The sequence below is a fragment of the Xanthomonas sp. CFBP 8152 genome, from assembly GCF_014199025.1.
GTDB lineage: Bacteria > Pseudomonadota > Gammaproteobacteria > Xanthomonadales > Xanthomonadaceae > Xanthomonas > Xanthomonas arboricola_B.
Genome location: NZ_JACHNO010000003.1, coordinates 459,871 through 476,930 on the forward strand (window position 1 = coordinate 459,871; position 17,060 = coordinate 476,930).

Genomic DNA, 17,060 nt, shown 5'->3' on the forward strand with positions numbered 1-17,060 from the left:
GCGGTGACACCGCGTGCGGCTAGGGTGGCGCGCGCGGAAGCGGTGTCGAGAGGTGCGGTCGCGTTCGGTGCGCAATCGCGGTGGCACGGCAAGCGTGCCTTGCTGACAAGACGGCTAAGCGGCATGCAGCAACCGTGCATTGTAAGGGATACGGGCGTGGGTTGCGTTAACCGTCCGACGGACGGGCCTGGCCTGCCGCCGCCCATGCCAGGCCCTGCACCACGCCGAAGGACGGGTCGCCCTGTACCAGGCGCGATTCCGGGAACGCGGCGGCCACCGTGTCGCGGATATAGCCGGCACGCGACATGCCGCCGGTCAGAAACAGCGTGGCCGGCGGCGCATCCAGGTCGGCACGGACCTGCGCCAGCAAGCCTCCCAGTTCGCCCAGATAGCTGGAAGCGGACGCAACCAATGCGCTGGCCTGCACCTCCACCGCTAGCCCGCGTTCGATGAAATCCAGCGCGGCCTGGTGCTGGTCGCGCTCGCTGAGCGCGATCTTGCAGGCTTCCACGCCGCGATACAGGCGCGCGGTGTTGCCGGTGTCCTGCAGCGCCTGCAGGCGCTTGTCGAACGGGGCGGGGACGTCCTGGTACTTGTGCAGGCGGAACTCGCGCTGGCGGGTCATGTCCTGCACCATCGCCGCTTCCACGTAATGGTGGGTGGGCACGCGGGTGATGCCGCGGCCGAACAGTGGCATGTAGGCGGCCAGACTCAGTGCCAGATCGATATCGGTACCGCCGCGCGCGATGCCCCAGGCGCGGTGCACATGCGGCGCGGCGCTGCCGCCAACGCTGGCATGGGCGATGTCGGTGGTGCCGCCGCCGATGTCCACCACCACGGTGTCGTGACGGCTGTCGTGACTGACGTGGTAATGCATCGCGGCCGCTGCGGGTTCTTCGAGGAAGTCCACATGGTCGAAGCCGGCCGCGATGGCGGCGGTGCGCAGAATCTCCAGCGCCTGCGCATTGCCGGCCTCGCCGATGGAACTGCGGAACTGCACCGGACGGCCCAGCGTGGCGCTGCGGATATTGATGTCGAACTGGCGCGAGGCGGTGAGCCGGATGTGTTCCAGCACATGCGTGGCGATGCCGGTGATGGTCTGGCGTGCGCGCGGATGCAGGTTGTAGCCCAGCATCGATTTGGGGCTCTGCACCAGGCTGCCTTCGCCTTCCAGGAAGTACGCATCCAGTGCCTCGTCGCCGTAGACCGCGTTCTGCAGCAGGGCGGCGGAGCTGCGCGGTTCGCGCACCTGCTCTTCCATCCACTGGCGGCGGACAATGCGGATCGCGTCGCGGCGCAGGCTGTCGGTGCTGGACGTCCGTCCGGCCGCGGCGGCGTCGCGACGGCCCGAGTCGATCAGCCGTTCGACCTCATACTCCAGCGCCGGCGTCAGGCTGAAATCGTCCGGGTCGCGCATGGTCTCGGGGAAGTACACCGTGGTGCGGAACTGCAAGGCCTCGCCGAAACGCACCGGCACCACCTGGCCATCGACGATCGCCGCAGCGGCGGAATTGCTGGTACCGAAGTCGATGCCGAGTTTCATGCAAGCGGGCCTGTGGGCGGGCCGCGCACTTTACTACTTCTGCCGCCGGCGACGCCGGTCGCGCTGCGTTCCGATGGCGCAGCAGCCGAATTGCCGCATGCCCGCAGGCACACGGCATACCCGATCAGGCCGCGATGCTGGCGACCTGACCTTCGTTCAGTTCTTCGGTGGTGGCTTCGCGCACCTCGATGACTTCGACCGCAAAGTGCAGGGTCTGCCCGGCCAGCGGATGGTTGCCGTCGACGGTGACCTGCTCCGGGCCGACTTCGGTGACGGTGACCAGGACCGGGCCCTGCTGCGTGCGCGCCTCGAACTGCACACCCGGCACGACCTCGACATCGGTCGGAAATGCCTCGCGCGGCACCTGCTGGATCAATTGTTCATGGCGCGGACCATAGCCCTGTTCGGGCGCCACATCGGCAGTGAGCGTCTCGCCGACGCGCTTGCCGTCCAGTGCCTGTTCCAGGCCGGGCACGATGTTGCCGGCGCCGTGCAGGTAGCTCAATGGCGTGTCCGGCGTCGAGCGGTCCAGGACCTGGCCGCTGTCGTCGGAAAGGGTGTAATGAATGGTCGCAACGCGACCCTGGCTGATTTCCATTGGAAACCTCCATGACGGTGATCGAGTGGAATGCGTCGGCTGACTCACGACGCCAAGAGGTGGTGCCCGCATACCGTAGGCAATCGACCCGGATGGTGCAACCGCTGCCGGAGCTGCGGTTATGGCGAGGATCAGCTTGGTGGCGACGATGGCACCCCTGCGATGCAACAGATTCTGCGCGACGCCTCGGTGCTGGAACGTGGGCCGGTCGATGCGCGTCACGGTGCAGCGTTCGGTCGCATCGCGCGATGCGCGAATTCCAGTGCCTGCAGTGCGCTAATCCTTCTCGGCACCACGTTCGATCTGGGCGCGGCGTGCGTGCCAGGTTTCCGGCGTCTGCGGCTTGATGAACAGCGCGGTGAGCTCGGGGTGCTGACGCTTGGCGGCCGCTTCGATGCGCCCGACGCAGGCTTCGATCTGTGGCGTGGTGCGGCTGTCTTCGAATTCGGCGCTCAGGGTGGCGATCACTTGGTTCGGGCCCATCTGCATGGTCAGCACACCGTTGGCGGCACGCACATCCGGATCGCTGGCGGCAATGCGCAGCAGCGATTCGGTAACGTGCGCATGCGCAGGTTCACCGATCAGCAGGCCCTTGGTTTCGCGCGCCAGCAGGAATGCGGTGAAGGCCAACACGCAGGCAATGCCGATCGAGGCGATGCCATCGAGTTCGGGCATGTCCAGCAGTTGCGCGCCGGCCAGGCCCAGTACCGCCATGAACAAGCCGATCAACGCGGCGCTGTCTTCAAGCAGCACGGTGAACGTGCTGGGGTCCTTGCTTTGCCGAAATGCCTGGAAATACCCCATGCGGCCTTTCTTGGCGCGGAATTCGCGCAATGCCACCACCCAGGAAATGCCTTCGAACACGATCGACACGCCGAGCACGATGTAGGCGACCAGATGGCTCTTGGCCGGCTCGGGATTGCGCAGATGCACGATGCCTTCGTACAGCGACACACCTGCGCCCATCGCGAACACCAATAGCGCAACGATGAAACTCCAGAAGTACAGCTCGCGTCCGTAACCGAACGGATGGGTCGGCGAGGGGGCCTGCGCGGCGCGGCGCAGGCCGTATAGCAGCAGCACTTCGTTGACGGTGTCCACCAGCGAGTGCACGCCTTCGCTGAGCATCGCCGAGCTGCCCGAAATCCCTGCGGCGATGAATTTTGCGACCGCGATGGCAAGATTGCCGGCCAGCGCGACATAGACGACCAGATGCGAGCCGGTTTTCTTTGCCGCGCCCGCTTGGCCAGCCGCAGGCTCGGTGGGCGCTGGCGCAGCGCCGGGGGCTTGGGGAACCGATTGGTTGGACACACGCGACCTGCAAGGCATTCGACAAGCGGCGCACTATCGCGCTGGCGCCGTGCCGGAGACGTGATCGCGCGGCCGGGAGGCTACAATCCACGCCCGCTTTGAACTTAGGAATCCCATGTCTTCCGTTCCCACCTGCCCGCAATGTGGCCTGGACAATACCTATGCCGATGGCGCGTTGTGGATTTGCGCAGACTGCGGCTTCGAATGGAGCGCGGGGGAATCCGCAGCGCCTGCGATGGAGGTGCGCGACAGCAACGGCAACCTGCTGCAGGCCGGCGACACGGTGACGGTGATCAAGGACCTGAAGGTCAAGGGCTCATCGATTCCGCTCAAGCAGGGCACGCTGATCCGCAACATCCGCCTGGTCGAAGACGATGCCGAGCACATCGAAGGCAATTCGGAAAAGATCAAGGGCCTGGTGCTGAAGACCTGTTTCCTGCGCAAGGCGTGAGCCGAGTGCGGAGGCGGCAATACCGCCTGCAGCGCGCTCCTGCGTTGCGGCATGCTCAATCGCGCGGATACACCGCCGCCACCGTGCAACTCAGGCGCATCCGCGCGGCCAGGCCGCCGCGCGTGGTGCTCAGGTCGCCCTGCTGGCCGGATCCTGCAGCCGCGCCGGCAAGTGCCATTTCGTCCAGCACATCGACCTTGTCGCCGGGATTGCCGCAGATCGCATTCAGGCCCATGCCGGAGACGAAGCGGATCGGCGGCGCGCCGCTGAGTTCGCGGCAGCTGTCCATCAGTTCGACCCGGTAGTGGCGATGCGTGCCGGGGTGGCGTGGCGAGACTTCCACCACCAATCCCTGGCCGTCTTCCGACCACGAACGCAGCATGCTGGGATTGAAGCAGTAGCTGGACGAACCGGCGAAATTGCGCCGGCGCGCTTCGCGCACGCTGACCCCGTCCAGGGTCGGGATGCCGCTGTCGCGTTGCCGGGCCGCACTGGCGTATTCGCGCGCACTCAGCGTGGCGATCTGGCTGATCGCGCAACGTTGCTGGCCCGAGCTCACGTATGCCGGCGCACCGTTGCAGACCCAACCGTGCGCCGCCAGCAGGCTCGCATCCGCTTGTGCGGCCAGTTGCGGGCAGTCCTGCGCCAGGCGGATGCGGAACAGCCGCCCGCCCTGTTCGGCCACTGCCAGCGTGCGCGGATCGGCTTGATGCAGCTCCGTCATCTTGCGCGCATCCAGGCACTCGGCGTTCGGTGCGGCCGGGCGCAGCGGCTCGGCCGCTACGGTGGAGGACGCGTAACCAAGTAGCGTGCTGCCGAGCAGAACCGCAGTGAGTAGACGCATCACGCACATCCTTGGCAATGAGGGATGCCCGCATCATCTGCCAAGCAAGCCGCGCTGACAATCGCAGCAACGCGCGTCGGGTCGCGCGCTCAACAACGCCGGGCAGGCTGTCAGCGCTCGGCACCGCCCGCGCATACGCGTGCATGCCACTGCCGGGCTGCCAGCATGTGCGCGCGCAACCTCACGCGCAGCTTGCAACTCGCCGCTGCGATAGCGCGGCGCAGCTCGTGCTCAGGGTGCCTCGGGCGGATCCGCATCCAGTACCTGCAGCTTGCCGCCGGTGGTTTCGGGAAGGACGCGTTGATCGGTGGCGACCAGCACCACACCAGGCGTCAGCAGCGGCAGCAGGCCGGCCAGGAATGCCGGCGGCACCTGCAGCCGCGCGATGGCGTCGGCATCCAGGGCCTGTCCTGCCGCGGCACTGCTGCCGGGGATGCCGATGCGCATCCAGTTGGGCATGCGTTGACCGGGCAAGCCGGGCACTTCGCCAGGCAGAAAACCCTGGCCGACGATGAACGCCTGCGTGCCCAGCGGCGCGGCGCCGGTCTGCGCGCGCAATGCCACTTGCGCGCGTCCGATTTCCACGCCATTGCGATACACCACCAGTTGCTGATCGCTGCTGCTGACCAGCATCGAGATCGGGCCGTTGGGCGCCAGCTCCGGCTGCCATGCAAAGCTCTGGCTGTTGGACAGCGGCAGCAATGTCCGCTGCGCGCCGGTAGTCGGGTCGATCGGGCTGAGCGCGCGGGGATGCACCACCGCGTCCGCATCCACACCGGCCTGCGCGACCACCACCACCATGCCCATGTTGGAATTGTCGAACAGCAGCCGCGCGAACTCCGATGGCAGATGCACGCAGCCATGCGATTCCGGATAACCAGGCAGGCCGCCTGCATGCAGGGCCACGCCGTCCCAGGTCAGGCGTTGCTGATAGGGCATGGGCGCGGCGTTGTAGAGGCTGGAACGGTGGTCCTTGTCCTTCTGCAGGATGGTGAACACGCCGGTCGGTGTCTCGTGCCCGGGCTTGCCGGAGCTGATGGTGGACATGCCAATCGGGATGCCGTTGCGATACGCATACGCGCGTTGCTCGGTGAGGCTGACGATCACCGCCATCGGCCCCCAGCCCTTGCTGACGCCGCCCCAGATCCATTCGCCCGGCTTCAGGTCGGCCGGTGCCGTTTCGGCAGGGCTGGACTGGCGCGCGCCCCAGAACGGCACCGCAAGGGCTGGCCCGCAGACCAGCAGCGTGCAGAAAACAACAGCAGTGAGCAGGGGCCGCATCGGCATTCCAGAAGGCAGTGGCGGCACGATCCTAGCGGGGCAGGGCGAGCGCGTCATGGGGGTGTTGCCGGTGTCGCTGCGATGCGAAGGTGCCGGCGTCGCGCGGGGGCGGGGTACGGTGTACGCGTTTGGCGTCTTTGCCGAGCCTGGGGTGCAGCACGCACAGGCGCTTGGTCTTGCGCGCTGGTTCAACGATTGATTTGGCAGATGCACGATGGCCGCCGCATCGCGATGGCAGTCGGGCATAGGCGACGTATTGCGCTCACACGGAACGCCGGGCCACGACGTGCTTGCTCCGGTGTGCACAAAGATGGACTGATCCGGTGCAGCGGCTGCGCTTGCATGATGCCGGCGCAGCCGCTGTGTCGGCGGGACATGGAGCGACCAACAGAACATAGCGAGCAGTCGTCAGGTGGGTGCGGACGGCGCGCTCAGAACCGGAGTGTACAAGTGGTACATGCCGATTCCGTGCACCGTCCGCGCCCGCCTGGCGGCTGCGAAGTAGGCCCTTAGCCGCTCCTAGTCCGGCAGAGCGGGGTAGTCGGTGTAGCCCTTGGCCCCGCCGCCGTACAGGGTGGCCTGGTCGAGGTCGGCCAACGGGGCGTTCTCGCGCAGGCGACGCACCAGATCCGGGTTGGCGATGAACGGCCGGCCGAAGCCGATCGCATCGGCGTAACCGCTGTTGATGGCGTGGTCGGACAGCGCCTTGTCATAGCTGTTGTTGGCGATCCAGGCGCCGTCGAACTTTGCGCGCAACGCGGCATAGTCGAAGGCGACGTTGTCGCGCGCACCGCCGGTTGCGCCTTCGATCACGTGCACGAAGGCCAGCCCGCCGATCAGGTTGAGACGCTCCACCGCACGTTCGAACAGCGGCTGCGGATCGGAGTCGTGCATGCCGTACACCGGCGTGACCGGCGATAGCCGCACGCCGGTGCGCTCGGCACCGATCTCATCGGCGATCGCCTGCACCACTTCGGTCAGCAGGCGGGTGCGGTTTTCGATGTCGCCGCCGTACGCGTCGGTGCGCCGGTTGGAGCCGTCGCGCAGGAACTGGTCGAGCAGGTAGCCGTTGGCCGCGTGCACTTCCACACCGTCGAAGCCGGCATCGATGGCGTTGCGCGCAGCGATGCGGTAGTCCTCGATCAAGGCGGGGATTTCGTCCAGCGCCAGCGCGCGCGGCTCGGAGACATCCTGGAAGCCGTCCTTGGTGTAGGTCTTGCCTTCGGCGCGGATGGCGCTGGGCGCCACCGGCGCTTCGCCCGGCGGCAGCACACTGGTGTGCGAGACGCGGCCCACATGCCACAGCTGCAGCACGATCTTGCCGCCACGGCGATGCACTTCATCGGTGACCGCACGCCAGCCCTGGACCTGCTCGGCGGTGTGGATGCCGGGCGTATCCAGGTAGCCCTGACCCAGCGGGCTGATCTGCGTGCCCTCGGCCACGATCAGGCCGGCACTGGCGCGTTGGCCGTAGTACTCGGCGGCGAGCGGCGAGGGTACCTGCCCGGCGGCGGCGCGATTGCGCGTCAGCGGCGCCATGATCACGCGGTTGGCAAGATCCAGCGCGCCCAGGCGCACGGGGGAGAACAACGGGGATTCAGTGGAGTTGGACATCAGCAACCAATTGGGTATGGATCACGCGCCAGGCGCGACACCGCGCCGATCGCGAGTGCCCCCTAGCGATGGTGGCGGGCCAAAGCGGATTCGAGCGTTGGCGATGGGACACAGCGTCTCCTGTCGCGTCGAAAGCGGCCAAACGTCGATGTGCCGGGGCCTGGCGCTGAATCGCGGCATGCACTGTGCTTTCGTCGATTGCTGCATTGCACAATACTAGGCCGCCCCGTCATTGTGGAGTCGGGCATGTCCGATACCGAGCTTTCAACGCCGTGCGTGTCCCGGCGCGATTACGTGCTGATCCTGTTTGCGTTGGCGATGGGCGGCTTTGCGATCGGCATCAGCGAATTCTCCACCATGGGCCTGATGACCCAGATTGCGCAGGGCCTGCAGATCAGCGAGCCGCAGGTCGGCCACGTGATCAGCGCCTATGCGCTGGGCGTGGTGGTCGGTGCGCCGTTGCTAGCGATTGTCGGCGCGCGCTGGCCACGGCGCACCTTGTTGTTGCTGCTGATGGTGTTCTACGCGCTGGGCAATCTCGCCAGTGCGTTGGCGCCGAGCTATCACATGATGTTGCTGTGCCGTTTTATCGCTGGATTGCCGCATGGCGCGTACTTTGGCGTTGCTTCGTTGGTGGCCGCGTCGATCAGCCCGCCCAATCAACGCGCCACTGCAGTGGGCCGGGTGTTGCTGGGCCTGAGCATTGCCTTGCTGGTGGGCAATCCGTTGGCGACCTGGCTGGGCCAGATCGTGAGCTGGCGCTGGGCCTACGCGGCGGTGTCGGTGCTTGCACTGTGTACGGTTGCGGCAGTGGCAGCGCGCCTGCCGCCTGCCCCGGACGAGCCGCGGCAGCAGCCGCTGCGTGAGCTGCGCGCGTTCAATCGGCCGCAGGTGTGGCTGGCCCTGGCGATCGGCGCGGTGGGCTTTTCCGGCATGTTCTGCGTCTTCAGTTATCTGGCGCCCACCCTGACCGCGGTGACCGGCGTGGAGCCGGCACGGATCCCGCTGGCGATGGTGGCGTTCGGGGTCGGCGGCGTGCTCGGCAGCCTTCTGGGCGGCTGGCTGTTCGACCGCATGCAGTTCCGCGCGGTGCCGGTGCTGCTGGTGTGGTCGGTGGTGGTGATGCTGACCTTTCCGTTGGCCGCGCAGTCGAGCGTGTGGGTGTTCGTGTCCATCGTGGCGGTCGGCACCATGGGCGCCCTGGCGCCTGCCCTGCAGACGCGTTTGATGGATGTGGCCGCGGAGGCGCAGACCCTGGCAGCGGCGTCCAACCATGCCGCATTCAATACCGCCAATGCGCTGGGCCCGTGGCTGGGCGGCATGGCGATCACCGCCGGGTGGGGCTGGACCTCGACCGGCTACGTGGGCGCGGCCACTGCGCTGGGCGGCTTGCTGGTGTATGCGCTGGCGGTCTGGCAGGAGCGCCGCCAGCGTGCGTGGCTGGCGAGCCGCTGAGGCGTTGCCAGGCCTCTACTGCCTGATGCAGGGATATTGACGAGCGGCAGCGTTGGCCGGCGTCGTGCTCGTTGCGAGGTTGGTCCCCATGCATGACGCAGGGCTACATCCACGGCCAACTCACGACCGCATGTCGAGACTGCATGCACCACCGCAGACAGGCCGCACAGCGCCATGACCGACTTCACGCCACCGCCATGGAAGCGCCCAAAACCCAAGGGTAAATCCGCGTCCACGCCGCTGACAGCAAGCCAAAAGGCCGCCGCCAGGCAGCGTGCCGAGGAGGCCGGTCGGCCGTATCCCAACCTGGTCGACAATATGTGGGCGAGCCGGCAACCGAAGTCAGTTTGACCTGATCTTGGCATCGATGAATCGCCATTCATTGCCTGCATGATCGCGTGAGGACAGTCCCCACATCACTCACATGTCGATTATGTGTGTCACGCCAAGCTAAGGCCGTACACAACACACAAGGCATGCAATCAGCACATCGATTGCCTCATCCCCGAAAGCCAGCGCAAACGCATTCGCAACCGCGCAGCGCTGGCCCATCGCAACCAGGAGCGACACATGAGCATTCAGAGCAAGACCGAGAACAGCCTCAACGACCTCATCGCCATTTCCCGTGACGGCAAGGACTTCTACGAAGAAGCGGCTGCCAAGGTGGGCGATGCGGAACTTGCAACGCTGTTCCGCCGCATCGCCGGCGTCAAGTCCGACATCGTCAGCAATCTGAGCAGTGTGGTTGCGTCGGTTGGCGGCAAGCCGGAAACCAGCGGCACCATGGTCGGCAGCATGCAGCAGTTCTACGGCAAGGTCCGCGCCACCCTGGGCGATACCAAGTATGGCTACGTTGCCGAGCTGGAAGAGTCCGAAGACCGCCTGTTGAAGGCATTCGACGAGACCATTGCCGACCAGGACACTCCGGCCGCCGCGCGCGACGCCGCATTGCGTCTGCTGCCGGAAGTGCGCGCATGCCACGACGTGATGCGTAATCGCAAGCATGCGATGAAGAGCGCCGCATAAGCTGCGTGCGCGACCCAGGCGCATCCAGGTGATGCAGCTTGCGGAGTACAACCGATAAAGGCGGAAACGGGTAGCGCAAGCTGCCCGTTTCTTTTTGTGCTGCACATGGCCAGTGCTGTGTGATTGTTGTTCCACGCGTTGCGCGCGTTCCACGCTTTCATGTCGCGATTGACTGCGTGTCACGCACGCGCCCGGTCTGCTAGTATCCGCCGCCCTTCTTCCGGCAGGGCCGCGTACGCGGTCGCGGCATCAGCCCATGAAACAGCAGTTCCTGTACCTGTCTTCTGCCGAGGCACAGTTGTCGCTGGGCCTTGGTGAGGAGAAGACCACCGAGCGCCTGTTCTTTGCGGTCATGGCAGATGCGACCACCACCCAACGCGCTTCGGCGATCGCCGATGGGCTGCTGCACAGTGGTCATGTTGACGGCAAGCCGCTGGCGCGCGAACGCTTGCATGTGACCTTGCATCATCTGGGCGATTACGCAGGCGGCTTGCCGCCGTCGTTGGTGAGCCGCGCCAGCCAGGCAGCCGAGCGCCTGGTGCTGGATGCATTCGAGGTGGAACTCGATCGGGTTGGCACCTTCGGTGGACGGCGCTTGCAGCTGCCATGCGTGTTGCGTGGCGAAGACAAGGTGCGCGGGTTGTACGAATTGCAGGGCGCGCTGGGCCGGCAACTGGCGCATGCGGGCATTGCCGGCGATGCGCAGTACACACCGCACATGACGCTGCTGTATTGCAACCAGTCATTGCCGCAACGGCGCTGCGATGCGCTGGCCTGGACGGTGCGCGAGTTCGCGCTTGTGCGCAGCTTTCTGGGTCAGTCGCGCTACCGGATCGAGGGGCAGTGGGCGCTGCGATGATGTGCTGACAGATGCGTACGCGGTAGCCTGCGCGCATGGACGCCATCACCACACCGCTGCCATTGCAGCCCCAGCACCTGGCCGCGCTCGAACAGGCCTATGCCACGCCGCCGCGCGCCTATCATCACTTCGGCCATGTGCGTGCGCTGCTGCACCATTACGCCGAGGTCGACGCCGGGCCGGGCTGGCAGCAGCCGGTCGAGGTCTGGCTGGCGGTGCTGTTTCACGATGCGGTGTATCGGCCCGGGCGTAGCGACAACGAAGCGGAATCCGCCAAGTGGGCGGCGGACTGCATCCCGCGCTGGTGGCCGCAGGCGTCGGTGGATCTGCAGCGCGTACAGCGCCTGATTCTGCTGACCGCACGCCACGGACAACTGCAGCCAGCGGACGTGGATGCCGACGCGGCGTTGTTCCTGGATTGCGACATGGCGATCCTGGCCGCACCGGCAGCGGTGTTCGATGCCTATGACGAGGGCATTGCCGCCGAGTACCGTGGGCATGTCCCCAGCCTGCTGTTCCGGCTCAACCGCAGGCGGTTTCTGGCCGGCCTGCTCGAGCGTCCGCGCATCTTCCTGAGCGACCACTTCCATGCGCGCTACGACGCTGCGGCACGGGCCAATCTGCGCCGGCGACTGGGGCGCTGACCTGGCACGCTGCGCGCTGTGGTTCATCCAGGCGCTGCCATGGCGCACGCTACAATGCGCGCATGCACGACCGCGCAGCTTCCGATCACGATCCACGCCCGCAGCCGCCTGAGGCGCCTGCTCCCAACGAGTGCTGCGAAAGCGGTTGCCCGTTGTGCGTGCACGATCTGTACGCGGAGGAGCTGGCGCGCTACCGGCAGGCGTTGGCCGCCTGGGAAGCGCGTCAGCGAGCACATGCGCGATAAGCGAAGCGCCGCGCTTCGCGCGGCCGCCTGGACCGATTATCTTTGAACCACTTTTCCCGATGGTGCGACATGCGACGACTTGAGATGTGGAGCGCGCTCTGCGGTGTGGTGGTGTTGACGCTATCGAGCATGGCCACTGCGCAGACCACGCAACCGGTGAGCCACGGCCGCTTCGAGCAGGTGCCGGTGCTGATGCCCAAGGGCGAGCCGCAGCGTGTGGTGATCTGGCTGACCGGCACCGGCAACAACGTCAAGCGCCAGACCCAGGCGGAAGGCCTGCGTGCCGATGGTGCGCTGGTGGCGATGGTGGATACCGCGCATCTGTATGCGGTGCTGCGCAAGGCCGGCGGTACCTGCACGTTCTCGGTCGGCGATGTGGAGAATTTCTCGCGCTATGTGCAGGCCTTCTACCATATCCCCACCTACCGCCTGCCGCTGCTGGTCGGCGACGGCGAAGGGGCCGCCCTGGCCTATGCGATCGCGGCGCAAGCCAAGCCGCATGTGCTGGCCGGCGTGCTGACCGATGGGCTGTGCCCGGCGACGGTGTCCGACCAGGCGATCTGCCAGCCGGGCGTGCGTCCGGGCAGCAACACGCTGCTGCCGGTGCCGTTGCAGATTCCCTGGGTGCTTGCCGGCAGCCAGGACAAGCGTTGCCCGGCCGCGGCCGAGGACGGCTTCCTCAAGCAGGTGCCGCAGGCGCGCACGTTCACGCGTTCGGCGCAGGGCGACATCCTGCCGGGCCTGCGCGCGGCGGCACGCTCGCTGGGCGAGCAGAAGGGCGTGGCGCTGCCGCCACCGCCGGGCGGGCTGGAAGATCTGCCGGTGGTGGAACTGCCGGCCAAGCCCGATGGCGACAGCGACGACGACACCTTCGTGATCTTCGTCTCCGGCGACGGTGGCTGGGCGGGCCTGGACGAAGAGGTGGCCGATGCCCTGGCTGCGCAAGGCATCCCGGTGGTCGGCCTGGATTCGCTGCGTTACTTCTGGACCGAGCGCACACCGCAGGGCTTTGCCACCGATCTGGATCGCATCGCACGTTTCTATGCGCAGCGCTGGCAACGTCAGCGGGTGGTGCTGATCGGCTTCTCGCAGGGCGCGGATGTGTTGCCTGCCGCGATCAACAAGCTGCCGGCGCAGACCAAGCAGAACCTGCGCATGACCGCGCTGTTGTCGGTGGGCAAGCTGGCCGATTACGAATTCCACGTCAGCAACTGGCTGGGCTCGGACGACGAAGGCCTGCCGATCGCGCCGGAAGTGCAGCGGCTACCCGCCGGCACCACCGTGTGCATCTACGGCCAGGACGACCAGGACGCGCTCTGCCCAAGCCTGCCGGCACAGGCGGCCAAGCGGGTCGCGCTGCCGGGTGATCACCACTTCAAGGGCGATTACGCGACTCTGTCCAAGGTGATCATGGAGCAGCTGCACGCGCTGTCGAAGCCGTAAGCAAGCGCGGCATGTCGCCGTTCGGTTCGGCCCCCAGCAGCCCGGCAGGCCCGCGGCATTTCTTTCCGCAACCGACAACAACCGGTGGTGCTTGCGCGGGTGCCGGCGTGGGACCTTGAGCGGCATGGATGCCGCGCCAGAGCCTACACGGACGTACTTGCGGCGTGTCCCGTGCCGGTATGCGTGCAAGCGCCCGCAGGAGACCTAAGCACTCGCATGGAAACGCTAGATGTCGTGCAGAAGATTGATCGGTGTGCGGAGTCGATCGGCAGCGCGGCGCCGCATCCGGCGTCGGGACACGCCGTGAATCCGTCCGTGGAGGCTCGGTGGCGGCATCCATGCCGCCACACGGTCCCGCCCCCGGACGCGGCACCACGCTCCCAAGATTGCTACTGCTGATCGGCAAGCAATGCTTCAAGCAGGTGTTGATGACTGCGGACTTCGTGGCCGATGTAATCGGTAAGTCATCCATCTGCTGTCACGCCGCCAGGAATGGATGCCCGAAAGAACGTGCGGCTCATCTCGCTGTTCGCATTTCTTTCCGCAACCGACAACAACCGGTGGTGCTTGCGCGGGTGCCGGCGTGGGACCTTGAGCGGCATGGATGCCGCGCCAGAGCCTACATGGACGTACTTGCGGCGTGTCCCACACCGGCACGCGTGCAAGCGCCCTCGGCAGACCGAAGCATTCGCATGAAAACGCCAGATGTCGTGCGCAAGATCGATCGGTGTGCGGAGTCGGTCGGCGGCGCGGCGCCGCATCCAGTGGCGGGACACGCCGTAAATCCATTCCCGGAGGCTCGGTGGCGGCATCCATGTCGCCACACGGTCCCGCCCCCGGACGCGGCACCACGCTCCCAAGATTGCTACGGCTGATCGGCAAGCAATGCCTTCAGGGACACGTGCAAGCGCCCGCAGCAGAGCGAAGCATTCGCATAAAAACCGTAGCTCCAGTGTGGCCTTACTCCTGCCGGCCCGGATCCACCGAGATCAATCGGGTGACATCCAGCAGCGCCGCCGGCAGATGCATGCCGCCGGGCGCGACCAGATAGCGCGGGCGCCAGGTCGGGGCGAATTTCGACTTGAAGCGGCGCAGGCCGCTGAAGCCATAGAAACGCTCGCCGTGACGTGCGACCAGGCTGGCGAAGCGATTCCAGCGGCCGGCCAGGCGATGCTCGGCCAGGCCCGACAGCGGCGCCATGCCCAGCGAGAAGCGCGTATAACCGTTGGCTTGCCCCCACAGGAACAGCTCGATGAACAGGAAGTCCATCGTGCCCTTGGGTGCCTGCGCGCTGTGCCGCATCAGGTCCACCGACAGCTCGCCGCCGGCCGGCGCCCACCACACATTGGCGAAGGCCACGATTTCGCCTTCCGCCTCGGCCACTGCCACCGGGAAGCGGCGCAGATAGTCCGCATCGAAGCTGCCCAGCGAGAAGCCTTTTTCTTCGCCGGACTTTTCTTCCAGCCATTGTTCGGACACGTCGGACAGACGCGGCAGTACCGCATCCACCTGTTCGGGCTGCAGCATGCGGAAGGTCAGGCCGCCGCGCTTGCCGCGGTTCCAGGCCTGGCGCAGATCGGCGCGGTCGCGGCCCTCGAGGGTGAAGCCTTCCAGCGGCACGATCGCCTCTTCGCCCAGTTTGACCAGGGTCAGGCCCATATCGAGGTAGGTCTGCCAGTATTTTTCGCCGACCTGGTAGAACACCGGGCGCAGGCCCATATGGTCGGCCTCTTCGCGGAAGCGCCAGATCAGTGCGCGTGCGACCTCCGGCGGGCCGACCGGGTCGCCCATCGAGATCAGCGAGCCGCCGTAACGCTGCATCATCACAAACCCGCGGCCCTGCTCATCGAGCAGGAAGGCCTTGTCGCCGGTCAGCGCCAGGCAGGCCTGGGTGTCGGTACTGATGGCCAGGATCGGCGCCAGCGTCTGCAGGGTCTGCGCATCGGCGGACGGCATCGGGCGGCGGCCGCCACGCAGCAGCCGCGCCATGCCGAACACGATCACGCCCACGCACAGGATCAGCGCCGCGCGCAGCGCGCGTGGCGCGTTGGCCGAGGTCGCGAATTCCCACCACAGGTCGTTGCTGTATTCGACGTGGCTGTAGACGAAGAACAGCAGCCAGAACGTGGCCACCAGCACCAGGCCGAGGTTGCTCAGCCAGCGCCACGACCAGGCTTCGTCCAGCAGCGCGCCCTGGCGGTAGAACTCGCGGCGTGCCGCCCACAGCGCCACTGCGGCCAGCGCCGCCGACAACGACACCGAGATATGGCTGCCGCGCAACAGCGACAGCGGCGGCAGCAGGATGCACACGCCCAGCGCCAGCACCCAGGCTGCATGGCTGCGACGTTGCAGGCCCTGGCCGATCAGCAGCAGCACCATGCCGCCCAGGCTGACCAGCAGATGCGAGGTTTCGATCAGCGGCAGCGGCGCCACTTCCTGGCGCGCGCGCGGGGTGGGCAAGGTGCCGTCGATGACCAGCGCCGCACCCACCGCAAACACCGCCAGCGCCAGGATCTGCGGCAACCACGGGCGCAAGGCCTTCCATACCGTGCGTGCGGTGCTGGCGCTGGCGCGCACCGGTGCGCCCAGGCCGGAGGCTGCCGCCATCGCCACCGAGATCAGCAGCGGCACGATGTAGTAGGTGACCCGGTAGGCCAGCGCGGCGGCCAGCACCGCGGCGGGGGTGACATGCGGCAGCAGCTTGAGCAGGCTCCACTCGAACACGCCCAGTCCGGCCGGTACGGTGGAGATCAAGCCGGCGACCACCGCCACCAACCAGATCCCGATAAAACCGAAGTAGCCGGTGCCCGGGGCCGGCGGCAGCAGCACGTAGAACGCGGCGGCCGCCAGGCCCAGCTCGACCACGCTGAGTGCGGTCACGCCCAGCACCGTGGTGCGGTCGGGCAGCCAGAAGCGATGACTGCGGATCCCGAATTCGCGGCCCTGTCTGCCGACCAGTCCCAGCATCACGACGTAGCCGACCAGCAATGCGATGCCGGCGAGGCGGATGCCTTGCGCGGTGATCGGCAAGGCACGCGCAGCCGCTTCCGGTTCCAGCAGCAGCGCCAAGCTAAGCAGCACCCAGGCGCCGAAGATGAAGCCCAGCGTGCTCATCAGCACCACCTGGCCGATCTCGGCCAGGGTCAGCCCGACGCTGCCATAGCCGCGCAGGCGGACCGCGCCGCCGGTGAGTGCGGCAAACCCCAGCGTCTGTCCCACCGCGTGCGCCATGAAGGCGGTAATGCCCACGCGCGCCGGGTGCAGCCGCTTGCCGGTGCGCTTGAGCCCGACCCAGTCGAAGCCGACCAGACAGGCGTAGCTGCTCAAGCCCAGCAACAAGGTGAGCGCGATCTGGCCGACACCCAAGGCACGGAAGGCCTGGCGGATCTGCCGATAGCCATGGTCGGTGAACTGCGCCGACAGCGCGTGCAGCGCCATCGCCAGGATCGCCAGGCTGACGATCACCGGCAAGGCGCGGCGCCACCCGCTGGTCGGCGCTTGGGAAGACACGGAAGTATCCGTCATGAGGGAAACGGGATCTGCTGGAGGGGAAGAGGGGCGCATGCACGGGATGTGCCGCGCGGGTGGTTGGTTTGCATGGGCCGGTCGGTGTCAAGGTACATGCAGGGTGATCGCGTGGGTGCCGAATGAGGTGAACGCAGGGTTCGGTCGCGCCGACAGGTGTCGGCGCAGGACGGCCGCGCGCATCATAGGGCATCGCTGCGCCCACGTGCCGCAGCAGACCG

14 protein-coding genes and 1 other RNA gene are annotated in these 17,060 nt (G+C 66.8%); 7 read left to right on the forward strand and 8 right to left on the reverse strand.

What is annotated here, in order from left to right:
• Positions 1-166: 166 nt before the first annotated feature.
• From FHT09_RS13710 to FHT09_RS13720, 3 genes are all read right to left on the reverse strand, one after another.
• Positions 167-1,543 carry an Hsp70 family protein gene (locus FHT09_RS13710; RefSeq protein WP_047125713.1) on the reverse strand — a complete coding sequence of 459 codons (1,377 nt, stop codon included), beginning with the start codon at positions 1,541-1,543 and terminating at the stop codon, positions 167-169.
• A 124-nt stretch (positions 1,544-1,667) separates the two neighbouring features.
• Positions 1,668-2,141 (reverse strand): peptidylprolyl isomerase, encoded by a 474-nt coding sequence (locus FHT09_RS13715; RefSeq protein WP_104606350.1) that lies wholly within the window; start codon positions 2,139-2,141, stop codon positions 1,668-1,670.
• Between the two features lie 276 nt (positions 2,142-2,417).
• The gene (locus FHT09_RS13720) at positions 2,418-3,470 is read right to left on the reverse strand and encodes a cation diffusion facilitator family transporter (RefSeq protein ID WP_104538162.1); all 1,053 of its coding nucleotides are present in this window, start codon (positions 3,468-3,470) and stop codon (positions 2,418-2,420) included.
• A gap of 97 nt (positions 3,471-3,567) precedes the next feature.
• Here FHT09_RS13720 and FHT09_RS13725 point away from each other — a divergent pair, with 97 nt between their 5' ends.
• The gene (locus FHT09_RS13725; protein ID WP_104606349.1) at positions 3,568-3,903 is read left to right on the forward strand and encodes a zinc ribbon domain-containing protein YjdM; all 336 of its coding nucleotides are present in this window, start codon (positions 3,568-3,570) and stop codon (positions 3,901-3,903) included.
• Positions 3,904-3,958: 55 nt separating this feature from the next.
• Here the strand turns inward: FHT09_RS13725 and FHT09_RS13730 are convergent, their stop codons facing one another.
• The 4 genes from FHT09_RS13730 to FHT09_RS13745 form a co-directional block, all read right to left on the reverse strand.
• Entirely contained in the window at positions 3,959-4,747 is a 789-nt protein-coding gene (locus FHT09_RS13730; RefSeq protein ID WP_230608432.1) for a hypothetical protein, read from the reverse strand.
• A gap of 231 nt (positions 4,748-4,978) precedes the next feature.
• The gene (locus FHT09_RS13735) at positions 4,979-6,034 is read right to left on the reverse strand and encodes a L,D-transpeptidase (RefSeq protein WP_104606348.1); all 1,056 of its coding nucleotides are present in this window, start codon (positions 6,032-6,034) and stop codon (positions 4,979-4,981) included.
• A 376-nt stretch (positions 6,035-6,410) separates the two neighbouring features.
• Positions 6,411-6,487, reverse strand: a non-coding RNA gene (locus tag FHT09_RS13740) — sX9 sRNA.
• A 60-nt stretch (positions 6,488-6,547) separates the two neighbouring features.
• The gene (locus tag FHT09_RS13745) at positions 6,548-7,642 is read right to left on the reverse strand and encodes an alkene reductase (RefSeq protein ID WP_047125707.1); all 1,095 of its coding nucleotides are present in this window, start codon (positions 7,640-7,642) and stop codon (positions 6,548-6,550) included.
• A gap of 246 nt (positions 7,643-7,888) precedes the next feature.
• On the opposite strand from FHT09_RS13745, the gene FHT09_RS13750 reads away from it, so the two are divergent.
• From FHT09_RS13750 to FHT09_RS13775, 6 genes are all read left to right on the forward strand, one after another.
• Positions 7,889-9,097 carry an MFS transporter gene (locus FHT09_RS13750; protein ID WP_104606374.1) on the forward strand — a complete coding sequence of 403 codons (1,209 nt, stop codon included), beginning with the start codon at positions 7,889-7,891 and terminating at the stop codon, positions 9,095-9,097.
• Positions 9,098-9,667: 570 nt separating this feature from the next.
• Entirely contained in the window at positions 9,668-10,123 is a 456-nt protein-coding gene (locus FHT09_RS13755; RefSeq protein WP_104606346.1) for a PA2169 family four-helix-bundle protein, read from the forward strand.
• A gap of 256 nt (positions 10,124-10,379) precedes the next feature.
• Positions 10,380-10,982 carry a 2'-5' RNA ligase family protein gene (locus tag FHT09_RS13760; protein WP_104606345.1) on the forward strand — a complete coding sequence of 201 codons (603 nt, stop codon included), beginning with the start codon at positions 10,380-10,382 and terminating at the stop codon, positions 10,980-10,982.
• A 35-nt stretch (positions 10,983-11,017) separates the two neighbouring features.
• The gene (locus FHT09_RS13765) at positions 11,018-11,626 is read left to right on the forward strand and encodes a hypothetical protein (protein WP_047125704.1); all 609 of its coding nucleotides are present in this window, start codon (positions 11,018-11,020) and stop codon (positions 11,624-11,626) included.
• A 62-nt stretch (positions 11,627-11,688) separates the two neighbouring features.
• A complete protein-coding gene (locus tag FHT09_RS13770; protein WP_080959912.1) occupies positions 11,689-11,871 on the forward strand; it encodes an oxidoreductase-like domain-containing protein in 183 nt (60 codons plus the stop codon).
• Positions 11,872-11,940: 69 nt separating this feature from the next.
• Positions 11,941-13,314, forward strand: coding sequence for an AcvB/VirJ family lysyl-phosphatidylglycerol hydrolase (locus FHT09_RS13775; RefSeq protein ID WP_104606344.1), 1,374 nt, complete (start codon positions 11,941-11,943; stop codon positions 13,312-13,314).
• A 960-nt stretch (positions 13,315-14,274) separates the two neighbouring features.
• On the opposite strand, the gene mprF is transcribed toward FHT09_RS13775, so the two are convergent.
• Complete coding sequence (mprF, locus tag FHT09_RS13780) at positions 14,275-16,839, reverse strand: bifunctional lysylphosphatidylglycerol flippase/synthetase MprF (protein ID WP_104606342.1); 2,565 nt, start codon at positions 16,837-16,839, stop codon at positions 14,275-14,277.
• Between the last annotated feature and the right edge of the window lie 221 nt (positions 16,840-17,060).

Excerpts from the sequence above, each read along its gene's own strand:
- FHT09_RS13710 (WP_047125713.1), bottom strand. The coding sequence starts at position 1,543 with ATGAAACTCGGCATCGACTTCGGTACCAGCAATTCCGCCGCTGCGGCG.
- FHT09_RS13715 (WP_104606350.1), bottom strand. The coding sequence starts at position 2,141 with ATGGAAATCAGCCAGGGTCGCGTTGCGACCATTCATTACACCCTTTCC.
- FHT09_RS13720 (WP_104538162.1), bottom strand. The coding sequence starts at position 3,470 with ATGCCTTGCAGGTCGCGTGTGTCCAACCAATCGGTTCCCCAAGCCCCC.
- FHT09_RS13725 (WP_104606349.1), top strand. The coding sequence starts at position 3,568 with ATGTCTTCCGTTCCCACCTGCCCGCAATGTGGCCTGGACAATACCTAT.
- FHT09_RS13730 (WP_230608432.1), bottom strand. The coding sequence starts at position 4,747 with ATGCGTCTACTCACTGCGGTTCTGCTCGGCAGCACGCTACTTGGTTAC.
- FHT09_RS13735 (WP_104606348.1), bottom strand. The coding sequence starts at position 6,034 with ATGCCGATGCGGCCCCTGCTCACTGCTGTTGTTTTCTGCACGCTGCTG.
- FHT09_RS13745 (WP_047125707.1), bottom strand. The coding sequence starts at position 7,642 with ATGTCCAACTCCACTGAATCCCCGTTGTTCTCCCCCGTGCGCCTGGGC.
- FHT09_RS13750 (WP_104606374.1), top strand. The coding sequence starts at position 7,889 with ATGTCCGATACCGAGCTTTCAACGCCGTGCGTGTCCCGGCGCGATTAC.
- FHT09_RS13755 (WP_104606346.1), top strand. The coding sequence starts at position 9,668 with ATGAGCATTCAGAGCAAGACCGAGAACAGCCTCAACGACCTCATCGCC.
- FHT09_RS13760 (WP_104606345.1), top strand. The coding sequence starts at position 10,380 with ATGAAACAGCAGTTCCTGTACCTGTCTTCTGCCGAGGCACAGTTGTCG.
- FHT09_RS13765 (WP_047125704.1), top strand. The coding sequence starts at position 11,018 with ATGGACGCCATCACCACACCGCTGCCATTGCAGCCCCAGCACCTGGCC.
- FHT09_RS13770 (WP_080959912.1), top strand. The coding sequence starts at position 11,689 with ATGCACGACCGCGCAGCTTCCGATCACGATCCACGCCCGCAGCCGCCT.
- FHT09_RS13775 (WP_104606344.1), top strand. The coding sequence starts at position 11,941 with ATGCGACGACTTGAGATGTGGAGCGCGCTCTGCGGTGTGGTGGTGTTG.
- mprF (WP_104606342.1), bottom strand. The coding sequence starts at position 16,839 with ATGACGGATACTTCCGTGTCTTCCCAAGCGCCGACCAGCGGGTGGCGC.